The organism is Nonomuraea sp. NPDC048901, from assembly GCF_040649695.1.
Taxonomy (GTDB): Bacteria; Actinomycetota; Actinomycetes; order Streptosporangiales; family Streptosporangiaceae; genus Nonomuraea.
The window spans coordinates 742,565-759,722 of the sequence record NZ_JBEZFW010000002.1; the positions used below are offsets into that span (position 1 = coordinate 742,565).

Below are 17,158 nucleotides of genomic sequence, written 5' to 3' on the forward strand. Positions count from 1 at the left end.
CTCCTTGGGGGGTGGGGTGGCGGGCTCCTACGCCTGCGGGCGGTAGGTCACCGAGCGCACGTGCGCCGGGACGGTGGTGGAGCCCAGAGCGAGCATGCGTCCGGTAAACCCGGAGGCGACCTCGGTGGACAGGTAGCGCCCGTCCAACCGGGCGAGATCCCGCACGCCGTCCGGCCGGCCGACGGAGAGCACGATCTCGTCCGGGCCCGCGTCACCGAGGGGTACGGTGGGCGATGCCGGCGGCGCCGCCTCGATGCGTAGCACGACGGGGCCGTCCGGGACGAAGGCTGTCGCGAGCACGACGTCGAGGTCGCCCACGCGGGCACTGGCCTCGACGCGATCACCGTAGCGGGCCAGCCCATAGTGGTGCCGGTGATCCAGGCGCAGCAGGAATCGGCCCGAGCCCTCCAGCGTCGCCTCGGCCGACCAGCGCAGGTCCCGGACCCGGGCGCACAACAATCCCTCGGCGATGCGCAGGCCGTCGGCGGTGACGGTCACGGCTGGTTCGCCGCCCGGCACCACCCAGCGCGGGTCGAGCGCAGGACGGTCGAAGCGGTCGGTGAACGCGGTGTTCGCCGAAGGGACGTCGTAGCGGTCCTCGTCGAACACCGGCCAGCCGCCCACCCAGTTCACGCCCGCGAGGAACGTCTCTCGACCCAGCACGTGGAAGCCGGGCGTCGAGCCGCGCGGCCGGGCGCCCAGGTAGACGGCCGCCCAGCCGCCGTCCGGCGCGCGCACCAGATCGGCGTGGCCGGTGTTCTGCGTCGGGTGGATCGTGCTGCGGTGGCTGAGGATCGGGTTGGCCGGGCAGCCCTCGAAGGGGCCGGAGGGGTGCGGGCCGCGGGCGACCGTGACGGCGTGCCCCCGCTCGGTGCCGCCTTCTGCGAGGAGCAGGTACCAGAGGCCGTCCACCTCGTACAGGTGCGGGCCTTCGGCGGCGCTCAGCCCGCTGCCCTGCCACACCGGGTAGGCCGGTTCGAGGAGCCGGCCGGTGGCGAGGTCGAGGCGGGCCTGCATGATGCCGCCCTCGCCCTCGGTGAAGCTCAGCGCCTTCCACGTCAGGTAGCACTGCCCGGCGTCGTCCCAGGCCAGGTCCGGGTCGATGCCGATGGCCTGGGGGACGCGCACCGGGTCGCTCCACGGCCCGGCGGGGTCGTCGGCCTGGAGGATGAGCTGGCCGCCGTCGTGGTCGCCGACGTTCGTGGTGACGTACCAGAAGCGCCCGCCGTGATGGCGCAGCGTGCCCGCGTAGATCCCGCCGGACGAGCGCCCGTCACCGCGGGCGAACTGGCTGCGGCGGGTCAGGACGTGGCCGAGCTGCGTCCAGCGCAGCAGGTCGCGGCTGTGCCAGATCGGCACGCCGGGGAAGTACTCGAAGCTCGAATGCGCCAGGTAGTAGTCGTCGCCGACGCGGCACACAGTCGGGTCGGGGTAGAAGCCCGGGACGATCGGCGTGGTGGAGCCCTTCACCCGAGGGTCACCTCGGACAGGAACGACCGCTCGGCGCTCTTCAGCGTGCGCGCCTCGCCTCCGACGTCGAAGGAGCCTTCCAGCCACCGGTCGTCGGCCGGCAGCGTCGGGTCGAGGTGTCCCTGAGAGGTCATCGTCGGTCCTTCGTGTCGCCGAGAATGTCCGCGATGCGGAGGTGCAGCTCCCGCGCCCGCGGCAGGTGATCTTCAGGTGCCAGGGCGTGGGCCACCCGCGTCGCGGGGGAGTCGAGGTAGGCGGCCAGCTTTTCGGCGGCCTGGGCGTCGCCCCTGGGGGTGATGCCCGCCGTGACGGCGGCTTGGGCCACCGCGGCCCAGGTCCGCGGGTCGTCGAGCAGGTCCCTGACCGTCGCGCCGGTCCAGCGGCGATCCTCGTCCGTGATGGGATCGGCGGCCGTCCAGCGGTGCTCGCCGTGGCCGACCTGCACGGGAGCGTCCGCCCCTGGGACGTGGACCTCGGCGGATGCTCCGGCGGGGACGGCGACCGTGAGGCGCATGCTGCCGCCGGAGCGTTCCCACGACACCGACGCCTCCCCGTAAGGGGTGGCGTGGCGGGCGGCGGCGCGGGTGAGCGCCGCGGTCGGCCGGGGCCGGATGAGCAGCCGCCGGTAGCCCGGGGCCGCGGGCGCGAGACCGGCGACGGTGCGGTGCAGCCAGTCGGCCACGGCGCCCAGGGCGTAGTGGTTGAAGGAGGTCATCTCGCCCGGGTTGATGCCACCGTCGGGCCGCATGCTGTCCCAGCGCTCCCAGATCGTGGTCGCGCCCATGGTGACGGGGTACAGCCAGGACGGGCACCGCGTCTGAAGGAGCAGCCGGTAGGCGATGTCGAGGTGGCCGGTGCTGGTGAGCGCGTCGCATACCAGCGGAGTGCCGACGAAGCCTGTGGCGATCCGGAAACCGCCGGCCCGCACGAGGTCGGCCAGCCGGCGACCGGCCTCCTCGCGCTGGGCCTGCGTGGGCAGCAGGTCCCACTCGATGGCCAGCGCGTACACGGTCTGGGCATCGGACAGCACCCGCCCCGCCGGTGTCACGAACGTCCGGGCGAAGGCGTCGCGCACCTCCTGGGTGAGAGCCTGATACTTGTCCGCTTCGTCCGCGCGTCCGAGCAGCCGTGCTGTTTCGGCGACGATCCATGAGGAGCGGGCGAAATGGGCGGTCGCTACCACGTCGGGGTCAGCCTTGGCGCGGCCCGGCTCCTCTGGGGGCGCGGTGGGGTCGAGCCAGTCGCCGAACTGGAAGCCGCCCCGCCAGATCCGGTCCGGGCCGGCCAGTGCCGTGACCTTGTCGACCCAGGCGCGCATGCTCGGCAGTTGACGTTCCAGGAGTTCGAGGTCGCCGGTGCGCTGGTAGAGCGTCCAGGGCAGGATCGTGGCGGCGTCGCCCCAGGCGGCCGCCGGCACCGCTGACGCCGCGTCGTCCCTGAAACCTGGGACGACGTGCGGCACCGAACCGTCCGGGCGCTGCTCGGCGGCGAGGTCGGCCAGCCACGAGCGCAGCAGGCCGGTGGCGTCGTAGAGGAAGGTCGCGGTGGGGCCGAACACCTGGATGTCGCCGGTCCAGCCGAGGCGCTCGTCGCGTTGCGGGCAGTCCGTGGGCAGATCGACGAAGTTGCCGCGGGTGCTCCACACCACGTTCTCGTGCAACTGGTCGAGTTCCTCGTGTGAGGAGGAGAACCATCCGGTGCGACGCAGATCCGAGCCGACGACGACCAGTTCGAGGTCTTCGGCGCGCAGGTCCGGCACGCCGGTGACCTCGGCGTAGCGGAAGCCGTGCAGCGTCAGCGACGGTTCGAGCACCTCGTCGCGGCCGGACAGCACCCACGTGTCGGTGGCGCGGGCCGTGCGCAGCGGGCGCGTGCCCAGCTCGTCGTCCTCCAGCACCTCGGCGTGCCGGATCACGACCGTGGTGCCCTCCGGCAGGCCGCGCGTGCGGAGCCGGACCCAGCCGACCGCGTTCTGCCCGAAGTCGACGAGCGTCATGCCGGACGGTGAGGTCCACACCCGCTGTGCCGGCAGTACACCGGTCGGCCGGATGGGCGGGCCGTCGGGGGCGACGAGCGCCGACAGGTCCGCCTCGATCACCTCCACGCCGCTCACCGGGCCGGGCGCGCCGCGCAGGCGCAGGTCGGTGGACTGCCCGTCGTACAGGTCGTCGGCCAGGACCTCGCTCTCGCGGGCGCGCCAGGTGTCATCCGTCGCCAGGACGTGCACGGCACCGTCGGTGGTGGTGATCTCGAGCTGGGCGAGCAGGGCGAGCCGGTCGCCGTAGACGGCGCGATCGTTGAGGTAGCCGAGCCGGCCGCGATACCAGCCGTTGCCGAGCAGCACCTCCAGCATGTTCTCGCCGGGCCGGACCAGGTCGGTGACGTCGTAGACGTGGTAGCGCAGCCGGTGCCGGTACGACGTCCAGCCCGGGGCGAGGACCGTGTCGTCCACGCGGCGCCCGTTGATCGACGGCGAGTAGATGCCGTGGGCGGTGGCGTACAGCCGGGCACTGCGCACCGGGCCCGGCACGTCCACCAGGCCGTACAGGAGGGGAGCCCTGCCGTCCATGGCGCCGATCTCGGCGGGGCTGATGAAGCGGGCCGTCCAATCGGACGGGTGCAGCAGGCCCGCTTCGACGGTGGCCGCCTCGCTCCAAGGGCTCCAGTCCTCCCCGTGCGCCACCCGCACCCTGGCCTCGGCGGCCTCACGGGAGGCGAGCGGCGGCGCCGGCCACGGGACCAGTACCTGCTCCCGGCTCCGGACCAGATGGGGCTCGCGAGTTCTTCCTCGGGTGATCTCCACCTCATACGCCGTCTGCTCCCAGCCCTCGCCGGCGTGCGGGACGGTCCAGGACAATCGAGGGACCGGCGTGCCCATCCCGAGCGCCGGCCCGGGCTCGGTGCGGTGCTCGAAGCGCGGCGCGCTGGGTGCAGCGGACAAAGTCATGCAAAACTCCATAATGTACGTGAAGCGTCAGGACCGGCCCTCAGCCGGCAGGGCTTGGCGCAGCTCGCGCCGTTCGCGCTGCTTGGCCGGGTCGGCGACCGGCGCGGCCATGTGCAACCGGCGCGTGTACTCGTGCCGCGGTGCGGTGGCCACCTGGCGCGCGTCACCGATCTCCACGATCTTCCCGCGGTGCAGGACCGCGATCCGGTCGCTGATCTGGTTGACCACGCCCAGGTCGTGGCTGATGAACAGGTAGGCCACGCCGGTCGCCTGCTGGATGTCCTTGAACAGCCTCAGGACACGAGCCTGGGTGGTGACGTCCAGCGCGCTCGTCGGCTCGTCGCAGACGATCACCGCCGGGTCGAGGGCGAGCGCGCGGGCAATGGCCACCCGCTGTCGTTGCCCGCCGGAGAACTCTCGTGGATACCTGGCGGCGGCATCCGTGGGCAGACCGACCGCGTCCAGCAACTCCCGGACCCGGGCACGACCGCCCGCGACGCCGGCGGCGGCGAGCGGCTCGACCAGGATGTCCCCGACCGTCATGGACGGGTTGAGCGAGGAGTAGGGGTCCTGGAAGACCACCTGAAGGTCGCGGGCCAGCTCGCGGCGGCGCGCCCGGGACACGCCGCTGATGGTCTGCCCGCGAAAGCCGATGCTCCCCGAGGTGACCGGGGCGAGGCCCAGAATAGCGCGGCCGATCGTGGTCTTGCCGGACCCGGACTCGCCCACGAGGCTGAGCGTCTCCCCGGACGCCAGGTCGAAGGAGACACCGTCGATGACGGTGCTCGCGCTCTTGCCGCGCCCGCCGAACCGGACCACCAAGTCACAGACCTGCAGCAGGGGTTGCGTCATGGTTGGATCTCCATCAGCTCGACACTGCGCGAGGAGGACAGCAGTTCCTTCGTGTACGCCTCCCGCGGCGACTCGAAGAGCGTCTCGACATCGGCCCGCTCGACGATGCGGCCTTCCTTCATCACGCTCACGACGTCGCACAGGTCGGCCACGACCCCGAGGTTGTGCGTCACCAGGATCATGGCCAGGCCACGCTCGCGGCTGAGCTCGCGCAGCAGCTCCAGGACCTCCGCCTGAACCGTGACGTCGAGGGCGGTGGTGGGCTCGTCGGCGACGATGACGTCCGGGTCGGCGGCGACGGCACCGCAGATGAGCACTCGCTGCGCCATGCCGCCCGAGATCTCGTGCGGGTACAGACACATGACGCGCTCCGGATCGTTGATGCCGACGCGGGTGAGCAGCTCCACGAGCCGCTCCCGCGCTTGCTGCGCACTCAGCGAGGTCACCCCCCGCAGGCCGTAGGCGAGCTGCTTGCCGATGGTGAATGACGGGTCCAGATTCGACATGGGCTCCTGCGGGACGTACGCGATGCGCCGCCCGCGGGCCGCGCGCATCTTCGCCCCGTCCTCCAGCAGGTCGTCGCCGCCGAGCAGCACGCTGCCGCCAAGGATGAGCGCCTCGCGCGGCAGGATGCCGAGCGTGGAGAAGGCGACCTGGGACTTGCCCGACCCCGACTCGCCGACCAGGCCGTGGATCTCCCCGCGCCGCACGTCCAGATCGACACCGTGGACGACCTCGCGGATCTCGCCGCCCACCGGGTAGGCGACCCGCAGGGCGCGGATGGACAGCACGACGTCGTCGGAGCTGCCCACCAGGATGGAGTCCTCCTCCACCTCCTCGCGCCGCGCCGCCTTCAGCACCGCGCGCCGGGCCCGCGGAGACAGCGGCTTGCTGCGGGCCGAGGCCTGCAGGACGTCGCTGAGCGCGTTGCCGAGCAGGACCAGCGCCAGGATGGTGAGGCTGATGACGAGCGCGGGCCACACGACGGCTGTGGGATTGTTGTAGATGCCGTTGAACGACTCCTGCAGCACGATGCCCCACGACGCCGCGGCGGGGTCGCCGAGCCCGAGGAACGAGATCCCGGCCTCGATCCCGATGCCGGACGCGAGCACGAACGAGCTCTGGATGATCACCGGCGCGCGCACCGCCCACAGCACGTGCCGGCCGACGATGCGCAGGTCGGGCAAGCCGACCACGCGCGCCGCGTCCACGTACAGCTCGTTGCGAACCCCCAGCACGACGCTGCGGACGAGGCGGTAGTACGTGGGCGCGAGGATCAGCCCGAACGCGGCCATGGCGACCGGGATGTTCGGGCCGGTGAGGGCGTAGAGGGCGATCAGCAGGACGACCCCCGGCAGCGACATGATCACGTCGGCCACGAAACTCGCGCCCGCCTCGAAGCGCCCTCGGTAGAAGCCCGCCGCGAGGCCGGAGAGGACACCGGTCACCACCGACACCGCCAGGATGATGAGGCAGGCGAGCACGGTCTGGCGTGAGCCCCACATCAGCCGGGACAGGATGTCGCGGCCCGCGCCGTCGCCGCCGAGCAGATGTCCGGCGGTGAACGGCGGGGCGTTGGTGGCGTCGAGCTCGGTGACCGACGGGCCCGTCGGGGCCAGCCACGGGCTCGTGACGGCGACCAGGACGACGAGCAGCAGGTAGACCAGGCAGATGGCGCCCTGCGGGTTGCGCAGAAGGCGGACGAGCACTCCGCGCCGGGGGTTCTCGGTCATCGGGTCCTCGCCTTCGGGTTCAGGACCGTCGTAGCCAGATCGCCGAGAAAATTGACGACCAGGACGATCACGATGGTGACGAGTACGGTGCCCATGACCATGGGCACGTCGTTGATCTGGGCCGATTGGTTGGCGAGCTGGCCCATGCCCGGCAGGGCGAACACCTGCTCGATGAAGACCGCGCCGCCCAGCAGGCTGAAGGTCGTCAGGCTGAGCACCGTCAGACCGGGAGCGGCTGAGTTGCGCAGCACGTGCCGGAAGATGACGTGCCGCTCGCTGATGCCGCGTGCCCGCAGCGTGCGGACGTAGTCGCGGCTCAGCGTGTCCAGCACCGCCGTGCGGAACTGCGCGGCGGCGCTGGCCATCGACCCGATCAGCAGCGCGACGACCGGCAGCGTCACGGACGCCAGCCAGCCGGAGACGCTGATCTCGGGCGAGACATATCCGGTGGCCGGCAGCACCCGCCCGGCGATGGCGAAGGCGAAGACCAGGACGATGGCCACGATGAACGCCGGCACGGCGGTGCCCAGCACCGACAGGAACTGCAGCACCCGGTCCACCCATCCGCCCTTGACGGCCGCGGTGACACCGAGGAGCACGCTGAGCGCGGCCGTCAGGACGAGGGTGATGACCACGATGGCGAGCGTCACCGGCACCCTGGACGAGAGAGCGTTCGTCACGGTCTGCCCCGTGTAGAACGACGCGCCGAGGTCACCGGAGAGTGCCCCCTTCAGCCAGTTCCCGTACTGAACGAGGAGCGGCTGGTCGAGTCCCAGGGCGATGACCTCACGCTGGACGTCCTCGGGTCTGGCGTTCATCCCGAGCACCGCCCGCGCGATACCCGGTCCGTTGCCGAACATGAGAGAGAAGGTGGCGAAGGTGACCACCAGCAGTACGGCGAGCGAGCGTACGAGGTTCTTGAGCAGCGTGAGTGCCATCTGTGAGTTCTCCCGGCTACTTGAAGTCGCGCAGCTTCGGGGTCAGCGCCTCGACGTCGGAGACCTTGTCGACGGTGACGTCGGGGCTGTGCGCGTAAAAGCCGTCCGGATTGACCATCGGAGCGAACCAGGCCTGGTCGATGATGTACCGGTTGATCTCCTGCTGGGCGGCCTTCTTCTGGGCCTCGTCGCCGGTGACGATCTGCTTCCAGTGCTTGTCCACGGTGGCGTCGGGCTGGTGCATGAGGTTCCAGTAGCCGGACGAGCGGACCACGATGTCGATGTCCTGCAACGACTGGCCGAAGTTGCCGAGCTGCCAGAGCACCACCGGGTAGGTGCCGCTGAGCAGGTCGCCGATCGCGTTCGCACCGGACAGCGGAACCTGCTTGACGGTGATGTTGAGCTGGGCGAGCTGCTGTGTCACGTACGGCATCAGCTTCTCGTGGTTCTGGCCCGCCATCGTCGGCAGCTCCAGCGCGAAGCCCTTCTCGTAGCCGGCCTCGGCCATGAGCGCTTTGGCCTTGGCGACGTCGAACGGGTAGGGGTCCTGCAAGCCCTCGATGTAGGCGTCGCTGCCCGGGCGGAAGATCTGGTACGACGGCTTGCCATGGCCTTGGTAGAGGTTCTTCACCATGGCCTCGCGGTCGAACACCATGTTGATCGCCCGGCGCACCCGCACGTCGCCGAGAGCCGGGATCTTCTTGCCCAGATGGTCGGTGAGCAGCAGGCGGGTCGTCTGACCCTGCATCGTCTGCACCTTCAGGCCCGATGCCGTGATCTCGTTGTAGCTCTGCGGGGTGATCAGCGCCCCGTCGATCTGCTTGGTCTTGAGCGCGCTGACGGTGGCGGTCTCGCTCTCGATGACCTTGATGACGAGCTTCTTGTACGGGTAATTGGCCGCGTTCCAGTGCTGGTCGTTCTTGGTGAACGCGTACACCGAGCCGCGCGTGGTGCCGGCCGTGTCGAGGACGTAGGGGCCCGAGCCGACCGGGGTGTCGTTCACCTTCCCGGAGTCCAGGATCGCCTTGGTCGTGACCTTCGGGTTGCAGATCCGGGTGACGATCAGCGGCTGCGGCTCCGGCCAGGTGATCGTGATGTTCTGCGGATCGGGGGTGTCGAACTTGATGCCCTCATAGTCGGCCTGGGCTCCGCCGTGAGTGCTTATGTACTTGTACGTGGCCTCGACGGCGGCGGAGTCGACCGGCGTCCCGTCGGAGAACTTCATGCCCTCCCGGATATGCGCCGTGAACGACTTGTTGTCCTCGCTGATCGACCACTTGTCGGCGATGTCGGCCTCGGGCTTGCCGAAGGCGTCACACTTGACGAGGGTGTCCCAGACGGCCTCCCCCGCCCAGCCCTGGTAACCCGGCTGGTTCGACGGGTCCCAGCCCTGGATGTCGGCCGACATGCCCAGCGTGAGCGTGTCCTTGGCCGTCTTGGTGGTGCCACCGCCGGCAGGGCCGGTGCCTGTCGCCGACTGTCCGGTGCACCCGGCCAGCAGGACGGCGAGTGCCGATGCCGAGGCGATGAGTGCTGGCTTGTTAGGTCGCATAGGGGGACTCCTTCAGGCTGCCGCCGAAGTGGGCACTCGGTCTGCGGGAGCAGGAGGCGATCAAGAGGACTTGAGTACTTCGGCATGTGCAACGTTCTACGCCGAGGACTGTAGGGAGCCGCCTCGTAGCCCGTCAAGAGTGCGGATGAAACCTGCTAGTAACTATCAAGAAAAGACAGAGGCGACTTCTTGTAGAACGTTGCCGCAAATCCTCTTGCCAGACGAGCGTGGACGATCAGTGCTCGGCGGGAGCGGGACCACTGGTGGCGCGGGGGATGAGCCTCGGCGCGATGATGTAGTGCACCGGCCTAGGGCGGCCGCCGATGCGCTCCAGCAGAAGACGGGCGCTGATCGAACCGGTATGGCGCCCCGACTGATCGATGGTCGTCAGAGCGACACGACCGATCGTGGAGATGAAGGTGTTGTCATATCCGGTCACCGAAAGTCGGTCCGGCACGGTCAGACCTCGCTCCTCGGCGGCACGCAGGACGCCGAGCGCTGCGATGTCCGCGCCGGCGAACACCGCCGTGGGCGGTTCCGGCCCGGCCAGCGCCAGCAGCGCCGCCTCATGGCCGCCCTCCTCGGAATAGGAGGTCTCGATCACGTCCGGGACGAGCCCGTGTCTCCTCATCGCGGCGACATAGCCTTCGCGTCGTGCGGTGTGCGCCAGCACGTGCGGCGGCGTCAGGCCGAGAGCGGAGTGACCGGTATGGACGATCCGGCGGTGACCGAGCCCCACGAGATGGTCGACCATCAGCCGCGCGCCCTCGTAGTCGTCGTCCACGATGGTGTCGAAGTTGTCCCCGCCGCCGTGCCGGGCGATGACGACCGTGGGGATCTTCGCGCCTAAGGCCTCCAGCCAGGAGGTCTCCACCCAAGGGGCGACCAGGATGAGGCCATCGACCTGCCGGTCGATGAGCGCCTCCACGCTGCCGCGCTGTCGTGCCTCGGATGGGCTCGCTCCGATGAGGATCTCCTGATAGGGGCTGGGCTCCAACTCCGCCCCGATCCCCGCGGAGATCTCCAGCTGAAAAGGGGAGCCCAGGTCCGCGATCAGCACGCCGATCGTGAAAGAGCGCCCCCGCATCGCCCGCGCCCCCGCGTGCGGGCGGTAGCCGAGCCTCTCGATGGCCTCGGTGACCTTCTGCCGCATCTGTGGACTGACCCCGTAGGCCTGGCGGAGTACCTTCGAGACGGCGGACATGGAGACCCCGGCCGCTTTCGCGACATCCTGGATGGTCACACGCCGGGTCTCGGGTTGGGTCACGGAGGGAGCCTACCCGAGCGTAGAACGTTCTCTCCGGCAGGGTTGGACGTTGCCGTCACGCCGGCCGTTCTCCGCCAGGAGGCACGACGAGCGCGCCCAGGAGTGCGATGACGGCGGCGGCCGGCAGGGCGGCATGCGAACCGAAACCGTCGACCAGCAGCCCCGCGAACAAGGTCCCCACGGCGTTTCCGATCGCCAGTGCGCTGCCCATCCAGCCGAACGCCTCCGTGGCGGATCCGGCGGGAACGAGCTCCGACAGCCGTTCGAACAGTCTGGACATGGTCGGCGCGACGGTGCCGCCCCAGAGAAACAGCACCACGCTGAGCACGCCCGTGTCAGGCGCCAAGGCCAGGACGAAGAGGCCCGTCGACACGAGCAGCAGCAGGTGTCGCAGGTGGATCGCGCGGCGGCGAACCGACCCGTAGAGCAGTCCACCCACCAGCGATCCGAGACTGCCGACGGCCATGACGAGGCCCGCGTCGGCTGAGACGCTCGCCCCGCTGACCAGCGCGGCGACCCCCAGGACCTGTGCGGCCAGCGCGCAGGTCAGCAGCGCGGTGCCGCCCAGCAGCCTGGCCAGACCCGGTATTCGCAGGACCGCGCCCAACCCGGCCCGTTCCTCTCGCGGCCTGTCGGCGGGCGGCCGGGACAGCTCGACGTTGCGATCCCGGGCATAGCCGACGGTTCCGGCGAGGACGAACGCCGCTGCCACGAAGATGGCCAGGCGGGGGCCTCCCAGGGAGGAGGCGAGCGCCGCGACGGGAGGGCCGAGGACGAACGTGATCTCCTGCGCCGTCGCCTCCATCGCGTAGGCGCTCCGTCGCCTGTCCGGGCCGACCAGGACGGGCAGCACGGCTCGGAGCGAGGCGGTCAAGGGCGGTGCCGACACTCCGACCAGGAAGGCGACCGCGATGAGCAACGGCGGGTTGTGCGGCACCAGCGCAAGGGCGCACGTCCCGCCGGCGTGGAGAACCGCGCTGATCTGCAGCACCCGGCGATGCCCTCTGGCGTCGGCCAGCCGGCTCAGCGCGGGACCCCCGATGAACGCCCCGGCTGTCGTGGCCGCCGAGACCGCGCTGAAGACCGCATAGCTCGACGTCTGGGTGATGAGCATCATCAGCGCGAGCCCGACCATGCCCTGAGGGAAACGGCCGATGATGGAGGTGCCGAACAGCCATGCGAACGACGGCACGCGAAACAGGTCCCGGAAGGCGGACATTCCTGGTCTTCCTCAAGTGGATGGCGCGGCCCGATGCCGAATCATCCGGGGCCCGCCCAGGACCGGTCTGGTACCGATGTGTAACGTTCTACGCCGGAGCGTAGAATCGTCCACCAAGACGTGTCAAATCCTTGGATCAAGGCCTGGCAGACGGGGGCGCGCTGGTGCCGCGCGGCACGAGGCGCGGCACGATGACGTAGTGCACGGGCCTGGTGCGGCCTTCCAGTCTTTCGAGCAGCTTCCCGAGGTGCGGAGTAGAACGTTGCACACGCGCGCTTCCTCGGCTTCCACTCCGACGAGCGGGGCATCGAGGGTCCCTCCATGGGAGCCCTGCCGCGACGGGCCGTCTGCTTCCGCTCTCTCGGAGGGGCGTCTTTCCCCTGGGAACCTTTGCTACGACGGACCGTCGTCTTTCGCTCCCCAGGAGGGGCAGGCCTCCTTTGGGACCCCAGCCACCACAGACCGCCGCAGGGATTGAGACGGTCGCGTGACGAACCATTCGGGAAACCATCGTGGTAACCCCGCTGTCCCCACCAGGAAGACGATCGGCTCGCGGCCGGTTGGGGATTACATCGTCTTCGATAGCGAGCGAGGGGCCTTCATATGAGCGAGATCAAACGGGCACTGGTGATGGGCGGCGGCGGGGTCGCCGGGATCGCGTGGACCACCGGTGTGCTGGTCGGCCTGGCCGCCGGGGGAGTGGACGTGGCCGCCTCCGCCGACAAGGTCATCGGCACCTCGGCGGGGTCCGTCGTCGCCGCGCAGGTCACCAGCGGCCTGTCGCTGCCCGACCTCCTCGAACGCCAGACCAACCCCGCCCTCCAGGCCCCCGAACTCCCGAGCGGCGTCCCCATGGACCATCTGTGGGCGACCATGCAGGAGGTCTACGAGAGTACGGAGGATCCGGCCGAGCAGCGGCGCAGGTTCGGCGCGCTGGCCCTGGCCGCCGACACCGTCGGCGAGCCCGAACGCCGCCGGGTGATCGAGGCGCGCCTGCCCGTCCACACCTGGCCGGAACGCGACCTCGTCATCGTGGCCGTGGACGCGGTCACGGGCGAGCCCGCCCTGTTCGGGCCCGGCTCGGGCGTGGCGCTGGTCGACGCGGTCGCGGCGAGCTGCGCGATCCCGGTCGTCTGGCCGCCGGTGACGATCGACGGCGTGCGTTACATCGACGGCGGCATGCGCTCGATGAGCAACGCCGACCTCGCCTCCGGGTACGACCGGATCCTCATCCTCGCCCCGATGCCCGAACTCGGCCCCGAGCCCGCGGTGACGGGCGGGAAGGTCGAGGTGATCGAGCCCGACGAGGCGTCACAGGCGGCGGTCGGCGCCGACCCTCTCGACCCCGCCGTGCGGGGCGCCAGCGCCGAGGCCGGCTACGCCCAGGGCACCGCCCTCGTCGCCCACGTGGCGGCGCTGTGGACATGACCGAACTCGTGCTCGTCCCTGGTCGCAGGGAGAGCTAGCGCACGCGCGTGCGGGTCTTGAAGCACACTTCGCACCGCTGGGTCACGACGCGGCCGATGGCCTCGATCGTGTGCCAGCGGTGACGAAGATGAACAAGATTCACAGCGGAGTACTTACCCGCTCCACGCGCTCGATACGCGGTGTCGCCGGTCGTTCACGCGCTGGGTTCGAGCCGCAAGGACACGGAGTTGATGCAATAACGGTCGTCCGTGGGCGTGGCGTACCCCTCGCCGTGGAAGACGTGCCCCAGATGAGAGTCGCACCGCGCGCAGCGCACCTCGGTACGCACCATGCCGTGGCTGGCGTCCTCGATCAGCCGCACCGCGTCCGAATCCGACGGCTGGAAGAAGCTCGGCCACCCGCAGTGCGACTCGAACTTCGTGTCCGACCGGAACAACTCGGCCCCGCACGCCCGGCAGGAGTAGACCCCCTCGGTCTTGGTATCGACGTACTCGCCGGTAAACGGACGCTCGGTGCCCGCCTCCCTGAGGACGTGGAACTCGTCGGGAGAGAGCTGGATCCGCCACTCGGCATCGCTCTTGACCACCTTTTCCATGCTTCCAGCGTACGAGATCCGGCAAAAAGAGATCTCCATTGGGTGAAGCATCCCTTCTGGGGCCAATTTGCGTCTTTGACGACAAGGGGGTGTCATCACCTCCTGCCCAGAGGTGAGATCACTCGCCGGATCGCCTGCGCGGCACAGCCCACGCCCGTGCTGGCGCCGCCGGCGATCCGAAGACCGGCCGGGTGGCGCGCCAGCGCCCGGAACGGTGGCGAGTGATCTTTTGGTCCGTCCCGTCGAGCGCCGGTCCCGCCACCGCGCCCGCTCCGGGCCGGACCACCTCATACCACCATCAACATCATTGGTCTCTTTACGGCACCCACGGTCAGCCCCAGTCGCCGTAAAGGGCGGGGGTCCCTGGCACACGTACGGCGTAACCGAGATGTGGTCGAAGGTGACCGGCGCGAACGGCATCGTGGTAGCGCGCCCTGGAGCAAGTTTCCCGAGCTGAGCGCCGCCGCGTCATCTCGCTTTCAAGGCTTTTGGGAGACCCCACGGGCTGGGCGCCGCACTGCGTGCCGTTGGCCCGCTGGACTCGCCGAGCCCACGCACCGGCCGCGCACCTCAGCAAGCGTCCGCCAAGTCGCCGGCCCAACTCGCCGGACGCTCGCCCTTCGGGCGCTACGCATTGGGCGGACGGCTTGGCTCCCATCGCACAGATTTACGCCAAACCGAGCAGTGATTCCGCCGCTCTCATCGCGGTGACATTCCCGGCGACATCATGGACTCGCACGACCCGCGCGCCCTGATGAACGCACATCGTGTTCGCCGCGATCGTTCCTGCCTTCAGTGCTTCGCTGTCTCGTTCCACCCCGAGGCTTTCCCGAATGAAATGCTTGTTGCTGCACGCCACGAGTACGGGATATCCGATCGCCGCGATCTCTCCCAGGCGGCGGGTTATCGTGTTCGAGTGCTCGGTGTTCTTGTTCAGGTCGTGCCCCGGATCGATGAAGATCTTCTCCGGTTTGATGCCATGTCCAACCGCGGCGTCCGCCCGTTGACGAAGGAATTCTGTCACCTCGCTGACGACATCTCCATATTGGGGGCTCGCTACCACCTCCCCCGGCCCGCCGATGCTGTGGGTAATGACAACGCTCATCCCTGTCTCGGCGATAAGGCTCGCCATCCCCGGCGAACGGAGCCCGTTCGTGTCATTGATCACATCGGCCCCCGCTTTGTAGGCCGCCTCCGCGACCTCCGGCAGGTGAGTGTCCACGCTGATCACGGCGTCGCTCTTCTCCCGAATGCCCTTGATTACCGGCACCACTCGGTCTATCTCTTCCGCCCCCGACAACGGTGGCTGATCAGAGCGGAAAGCCCGGCCCCCTACATCAAGCCATTCCGCGCCATCCCGTAGCGCCCGCTCCGCCGTCGCAATCGTCTCGCCAAGCTCCATCGACCGATTCGGATCCAGGCCCGAGTTGGGGGTGCGATTCACAATGCCCATCACGACTATGTGTCGTGCTAGATCGAATTCTCGCCGTCCCACTCTCCGTATCGGCGCGATCAGCTTGGGGTGGTACATCTGCATTACGTTCAACTCCGTCTGAAAGAATGATCAGCGCAGCGCCATGAAGAGGCCGATGGATCCCGGTTCGATCAAAACCACGTCGCCTGCTGCCAGCCCTTTCTTCATTGCTCGCCTCAGTCCCTAAGTCACTCGCGGTCATACTCCAGCGCAGCCGGGTGCCGTCCGTGGATCTCCACCACCATAACTTCAACATGTGGATCTCCGTAGTGCGTCGGAGACCCAGGTGTCAACGATGATCGTCAGTTTTAGACCGCTGCCTTCCCCTACGCCTCGTGGGACGCGACCGGCGCGCTGCAGGTGGGCCGTGTCCAGTGGCACAACACCTTCATCGAGAACTTCGCCGGTGACATCGACGAGCTGAAGGTGTGGAACCGGGAGTTGTTCGACGACCCGCGCACGGTCAACGATCCCGCGCGGCTGGCCGCCGCTGAAGATCGTGATCGGCTCGACCGGAGGAGCGTTTCCCTGAACAGGTCTCGGCCCGGTGTGGGTGGGTGGGGCTCACCGTGCCTGCCGTACAAGATCGTCAAGAGAATGAGGTACGGCGCGCAGGCGATCTCCACCGGAGGCGCGTTAGGTTGGGGGCATGGCGTCACCGTTTGTTGAGATTGAGGTGGGGGAGCGGACCGTTAAGGTCACAAATCCCGACAAGGTGTATTTCCCGGAGATCGGGGCGACCAAGCGCGAGCTGGTCGAGTACTACGTGAGCGTCGGCGACGGCGCCTTGCGCTCACTCAAGGATCGGCCGACCAACCTGAAACGTCACCCCGACGGCGTGCACAGCCCGGCGATCTACCAGAAGCGGATGCCGCCCAAGCATCCCGACTGGCTCGAGACCGTGACCGTCACGTTCCCCAGCGGGCGCAAGGCCGACTCCCTGCGCGTCACCGAAGTGGCCGCCATCGCCTACTGCGCCAACCTCGGCACCATCGACTTCCACCCCTGGCAGGTGCGCGCCGCCGACACCGAGCACCCCGACGAGCTGCGCATCGACCTCGACCCGCAGCCCGGCCTGGAGTTCGACGCCGCGCGGAAGGCCGCGTTCCTGACCCGCGAGGTGCTGGACGAGCTGGGGATGACCGGGTTCGTGAAGACCTCGGGCAACCGCGGCGTGCACATCGCCGTGCGGATCGAGCCGCGCTGGGACTTCGTTCAGGTACGGTACGCGGGCATCGCCCTGGCCAGAGCCATCGAGGCTCGGGATCCCAGCCTGGTCACGACCGCCTGGTGGAAGGAGGAACGCGGCGAACGGGTCTTCATCGACTTCAACCAGAACGCCCGCGACCGCACCATAGCCAGCGCCTACTCCGTCAGGGCCAGGCCGGACGCCACCGTCTCCACCCCGCTCACCTGGGACGAGCTGGCGGACGCCGACCCGCGCGACTTCGACATCCGCACGGTCCCGGCCCGCTTCGCCAAGCTGGGCGACGTCCACGCCGCCATCGACGACCAGGCGTACTCGATTGAAGCCCTGCTCGACCGCTACGAAAGCGACGAACGCGGCGACATGCCCTATCCCCCGAACTACCCGAAGATGCCCGGCGAGCCCAAGCGCGTACAGCCGAGCAAGGCCAGGGACAGCGAGCAAGACTGATCTGCCGGCGCGAGCACGGGGCATTC

General features: G+C 69.2%; 14 protein-coding genes. 3 read left to right on the forward strand and 11 right to left on the reverse strand.

Features of this window, described 5'->3' with window-relative positions:
- Positions 1 to 27: 27 nt before the first annotated feature.
- The 9 genes from AB0C30_RS08440 to AB0C30_RS08480 all read right to left on the reverse strand — a co-directional run bounded on the left by AB0C30_RS08440 (position 28) and on the right by AB0C30_RS08480 (position 11,978).
- The gene (locus AB0C30_RS08440) at positions 28 to 1,470 is read right to left on the reverse strand and encodes a family 43 glycosylhydrolase (protein ID WP_357940996.1); all 1,443 of its coding nucleotides are present in this window, start codon (positions 1,468 to 1,470) and stop codon (positions 28 to 30) included.
- Positions 1,467 to 1,604, reverse strand: coding sequence for a hypothetical protein (locus AB0C30_RS08445; protein ID WP_357940998.1), 138 nt, complete (start codon positions 1,602 to 1,604; stop codon positions 1,467 to 1,469). The genes AB0C30_RS08440 and AB0C30_RS08445 overlap by 4 nt, the downstream gene beginning before the upstream one ends.
- Positions 1,601 to 4,417, reverse strand: a complete 2,817-nt coding sequence (locus AB0C30_RS08450) for a family 78 glycoside hydrolase catalytic domain (RefSeq protein ID WP_357941000.1) — start codon at positions 4,415 to 4,417, stop codon at positions 1,601 to 1,603. Before AB0C30_RS08450 ends, AB0C30_RS08445 begins: the two co-directional genes overlap by 4 nt.
- A gap of 27 nt (positions 4,418 to 4,444) precedes the next feature.
- Entirely contained in the window at positions 4,445 to 5,269 is an 825-nt protein-coding gene (locus AB0C30_RS08455) for an ATP-binding cassette domain-containing protein (protein WP_357941002.1), read from the reverse strand.
- Positions 5,266 to 7,002: a dipeptide/oligopeptide/nickel ABC transporter permease/ATP-binding protein gene (locus tag AB0C30_RS08460; RefSeq protein WP_357941004.1), complete on the reverse strand. Its 1,737-nt coding sequence runs from the start codon at positions 7,000 to 7,002 to the stop codon at positions 5,266 to 5,268. The genes AB0C30_RS08455 and AB0C30_RS08460 overlap by 4 nt, the downstream gene beginning before the upstream one ends.
- Positions 6,999 to 7,940: an ABC transporter permease gene (locus AB0C30_RS08465; RefSeq protein ID WP_357941006.1), complete on the reverse strand. Its 942-nt coding sequence runs from the start codon at positions 7,938 to 7,940 to the stop codon at positions 6,999 to 7,001. The genes AB0C30_RS08460 and AB0C30_RS08465 overlap by 4 nt, the downstream gene beginning before the upstream one ends.
- Positions 7,941 to 7,956: 16 nt before the next feature.
- Positions 7,957 to 9,492, reverse strand: a complete 1,536-nt coding sequence (locus tag AB0C30_RS08470) for an ABC transporter substrate-binding protein (protein WP_357941008.1) — start codon at positions 9,490 to 9,492, stop codon at positions 7,957 to 7,959.
- Between the two features lie 235 nt (positions 9,493 to 9,727).
- On the reverse strand, positions 9,728 to 10,759 hold the full coding sequence (locus AB0C30_RS08475) for a LacI family DNA-binding transcriptional regulator (protein WP_357941010.1): 1,032 nt from the start codon (positions 10,757 to 10,759) through the stop codon (positions 9,728 to 9,730).
- 55 nt (positions 10,760 to 10,814) lie between these two features.
- Positions 10,815 to 11,978: an MFS transporter gene (locus AB0C30_RS08480; protein ID WP_357941012.1), complete on the reverse strand. Its 1,164-nt coding sequence runs from the start codon at positions 11,976 to 11,978 to the stop codon at positions 10,815 to 10,817.
- A gap of 603 nt (positions 11,979 to 12,581) precedes the next feature.
- On the opposite strand from AB0C30_RS08480, the gene AB0C30_RS08485 reads away from it, so the two are divergent.
- A complete protein-coding gene (locus AB0C30_RS08485) occupies positions 12,582 to 13,406 on the forward strand; it encodes a patatin-like phospholipase family protein (RefSeq protein ID WP_357941014.1) in 825 nt (274 codons plus the stop codon).
- A 193-nt stretch (positions 13,407 to 13,599) separates the two neighbouring features.
- Here the strand turns inward: AB0C30_RS08485 and msrB are convergent, their stop codons facing one another.
- Together msrB and folP are read right to left on the reverse strand one after the other, a co-directional pair.
- A complete protein-coding gene (gene msrB, locus AB0C30_RS08490) occupies positions 13,600 to 14,001 on the reverse strand; it encodes a peptide-methionine (R)-S-oxide reductase MsrB (RefSeq protein ID WP_225289313.1) in 402 nt (133 codons plus the stop codon).
- A gap of 667 nt (positions 14,002 to 14,668) precedes the next feature.
- The gene (gene folP, locus AB0C30_RS08495; protein WP_357941016.1) at positions 14,669 to 15,532 is read right to left on the reverse strand and encodes a dihydropteroate synthase; all 864 of its coding nucleotides are present in this window, start codon (positions 15,530 to 15,532) and stop codon (positions 14,669 to 14,671) included.
- Positions 15,533 to 15,835: 303 nt separating this feature from the next.
- Here folP and AB0C30_RS08500 point away from each other — a divergent pair, with 303 nt between their 5' ends.
- Together AB0C30_RS08500 and ligD are read left to right on the forward strand one after the other, a co-directional pair.
- Positions 15,836 to 16,144, forward strand: a complete 309-nt coding sequence (locus AB0C30_RS08500) for a hypothetical protein (protein WP_357941018.1) — start codon at positions 15,836 to 15,838, stop codon at positions 16,142 to 16,144.
- Positions 16,125 to 17,132: a non-homologous end-joining DNA ligase gene (gene ligD / locus AB0C30_RS08505; protein WP_357941020.1), complete on the forward strand. Its 1,008-nt coding sequence runs from the start codon at positions 16,125 to 16,127 to the stop codon at positions 17,130 to 17,132. The genes AB0C30_RS08500 and ligD overlap by 20 nt, the downstream gene beginning before the upstream one ends.
- Positions 17,133 to 17,158 lie beyond the last annotated feature (26 nt).

Excerpts from the sequence above, each read along its gene's own strand:
- AB0C30_RS08445 (WP_357940998.1), bottom strand. The coding sequence starts at position 1,604 with ATGACCTCTCAGGGACACCTCGACCCGACGCTGCCGGCCGACGACCGG.
- AB0C30_RS08450 (WP_357941000.1), bottom strand. The coding sequence starts at position 4,417 with ATGACTTTGTCCGCTGCACCCAGCGCGCCGCGCTTCGAGCACCGCACC.
- AB0C30_RS08455 (WP_357941002.1), bottom strand. The coding sequence starts at position 5,269 with ATGACGCAACCCCTGCTGCAGGTCTGTGACTTGGTGGTCCGGTTCGGC.
- AB0C30_RS08460 (WP_357941004.1), bottom strand. The coding sequence starts at position 7,002 with ATGACCGAGAACCCCCGGCGCGGAGTGCTCGTCCGCCTTCTGCGCAAC.
- AB0C30_RS08465 (WP_357941006.1), bottom strand. The coding sequence starts at position 7,940 with ATGGCACTCACGCTGCTCAAGAACCTCGTACGCTCGCTCGCCGTACTG.
- AB0C30_RS08470 (WP_357941008.1), bottom strand. The coding sequence starts at position 9,492 with ATGCGACCTAACAAGCCAGCACTCATCGCCTCGGCATCGGCACTCGCC.
- AB0C30_RS08480 (WP_357941012.1), bottom strand. The coding sequence starts at position 11,978 with ATGTCCGCCTTCCGGGACCTGTTTCGCGTGCCGTCGTTCGCATGGCTG.
- AB0C30_RS08485 (WP_357941014.1), top strand. The coding sequence starts at position 12,582 with ATGAGCGAGATCAAACGGGCACTGGTGATGGGCGGCGGCGGGGTCGCC.
- msrB (WP_225289313.1), bottom strand. The coding sequence starts at position 14,001 with ATGGAAAAGGTGGTCAAGAGCGATGCCGAGTGGCGGATCCAGCTCTCT.
- folP (WP_357941016.1), bottom strand. The coding sequence starts at position 15,532 with ATGTACCACCCCAAGCTGATCGCGCCGATACGGAGAGTGGGACGGCGA.
- ligD (WP_357941020.1), top strand. The coding sequence starts at position 16,125 with ATGGCGTCACCGTTTGTTGAGATTGAGGTGGGGGAGCGGACCGTTAAG.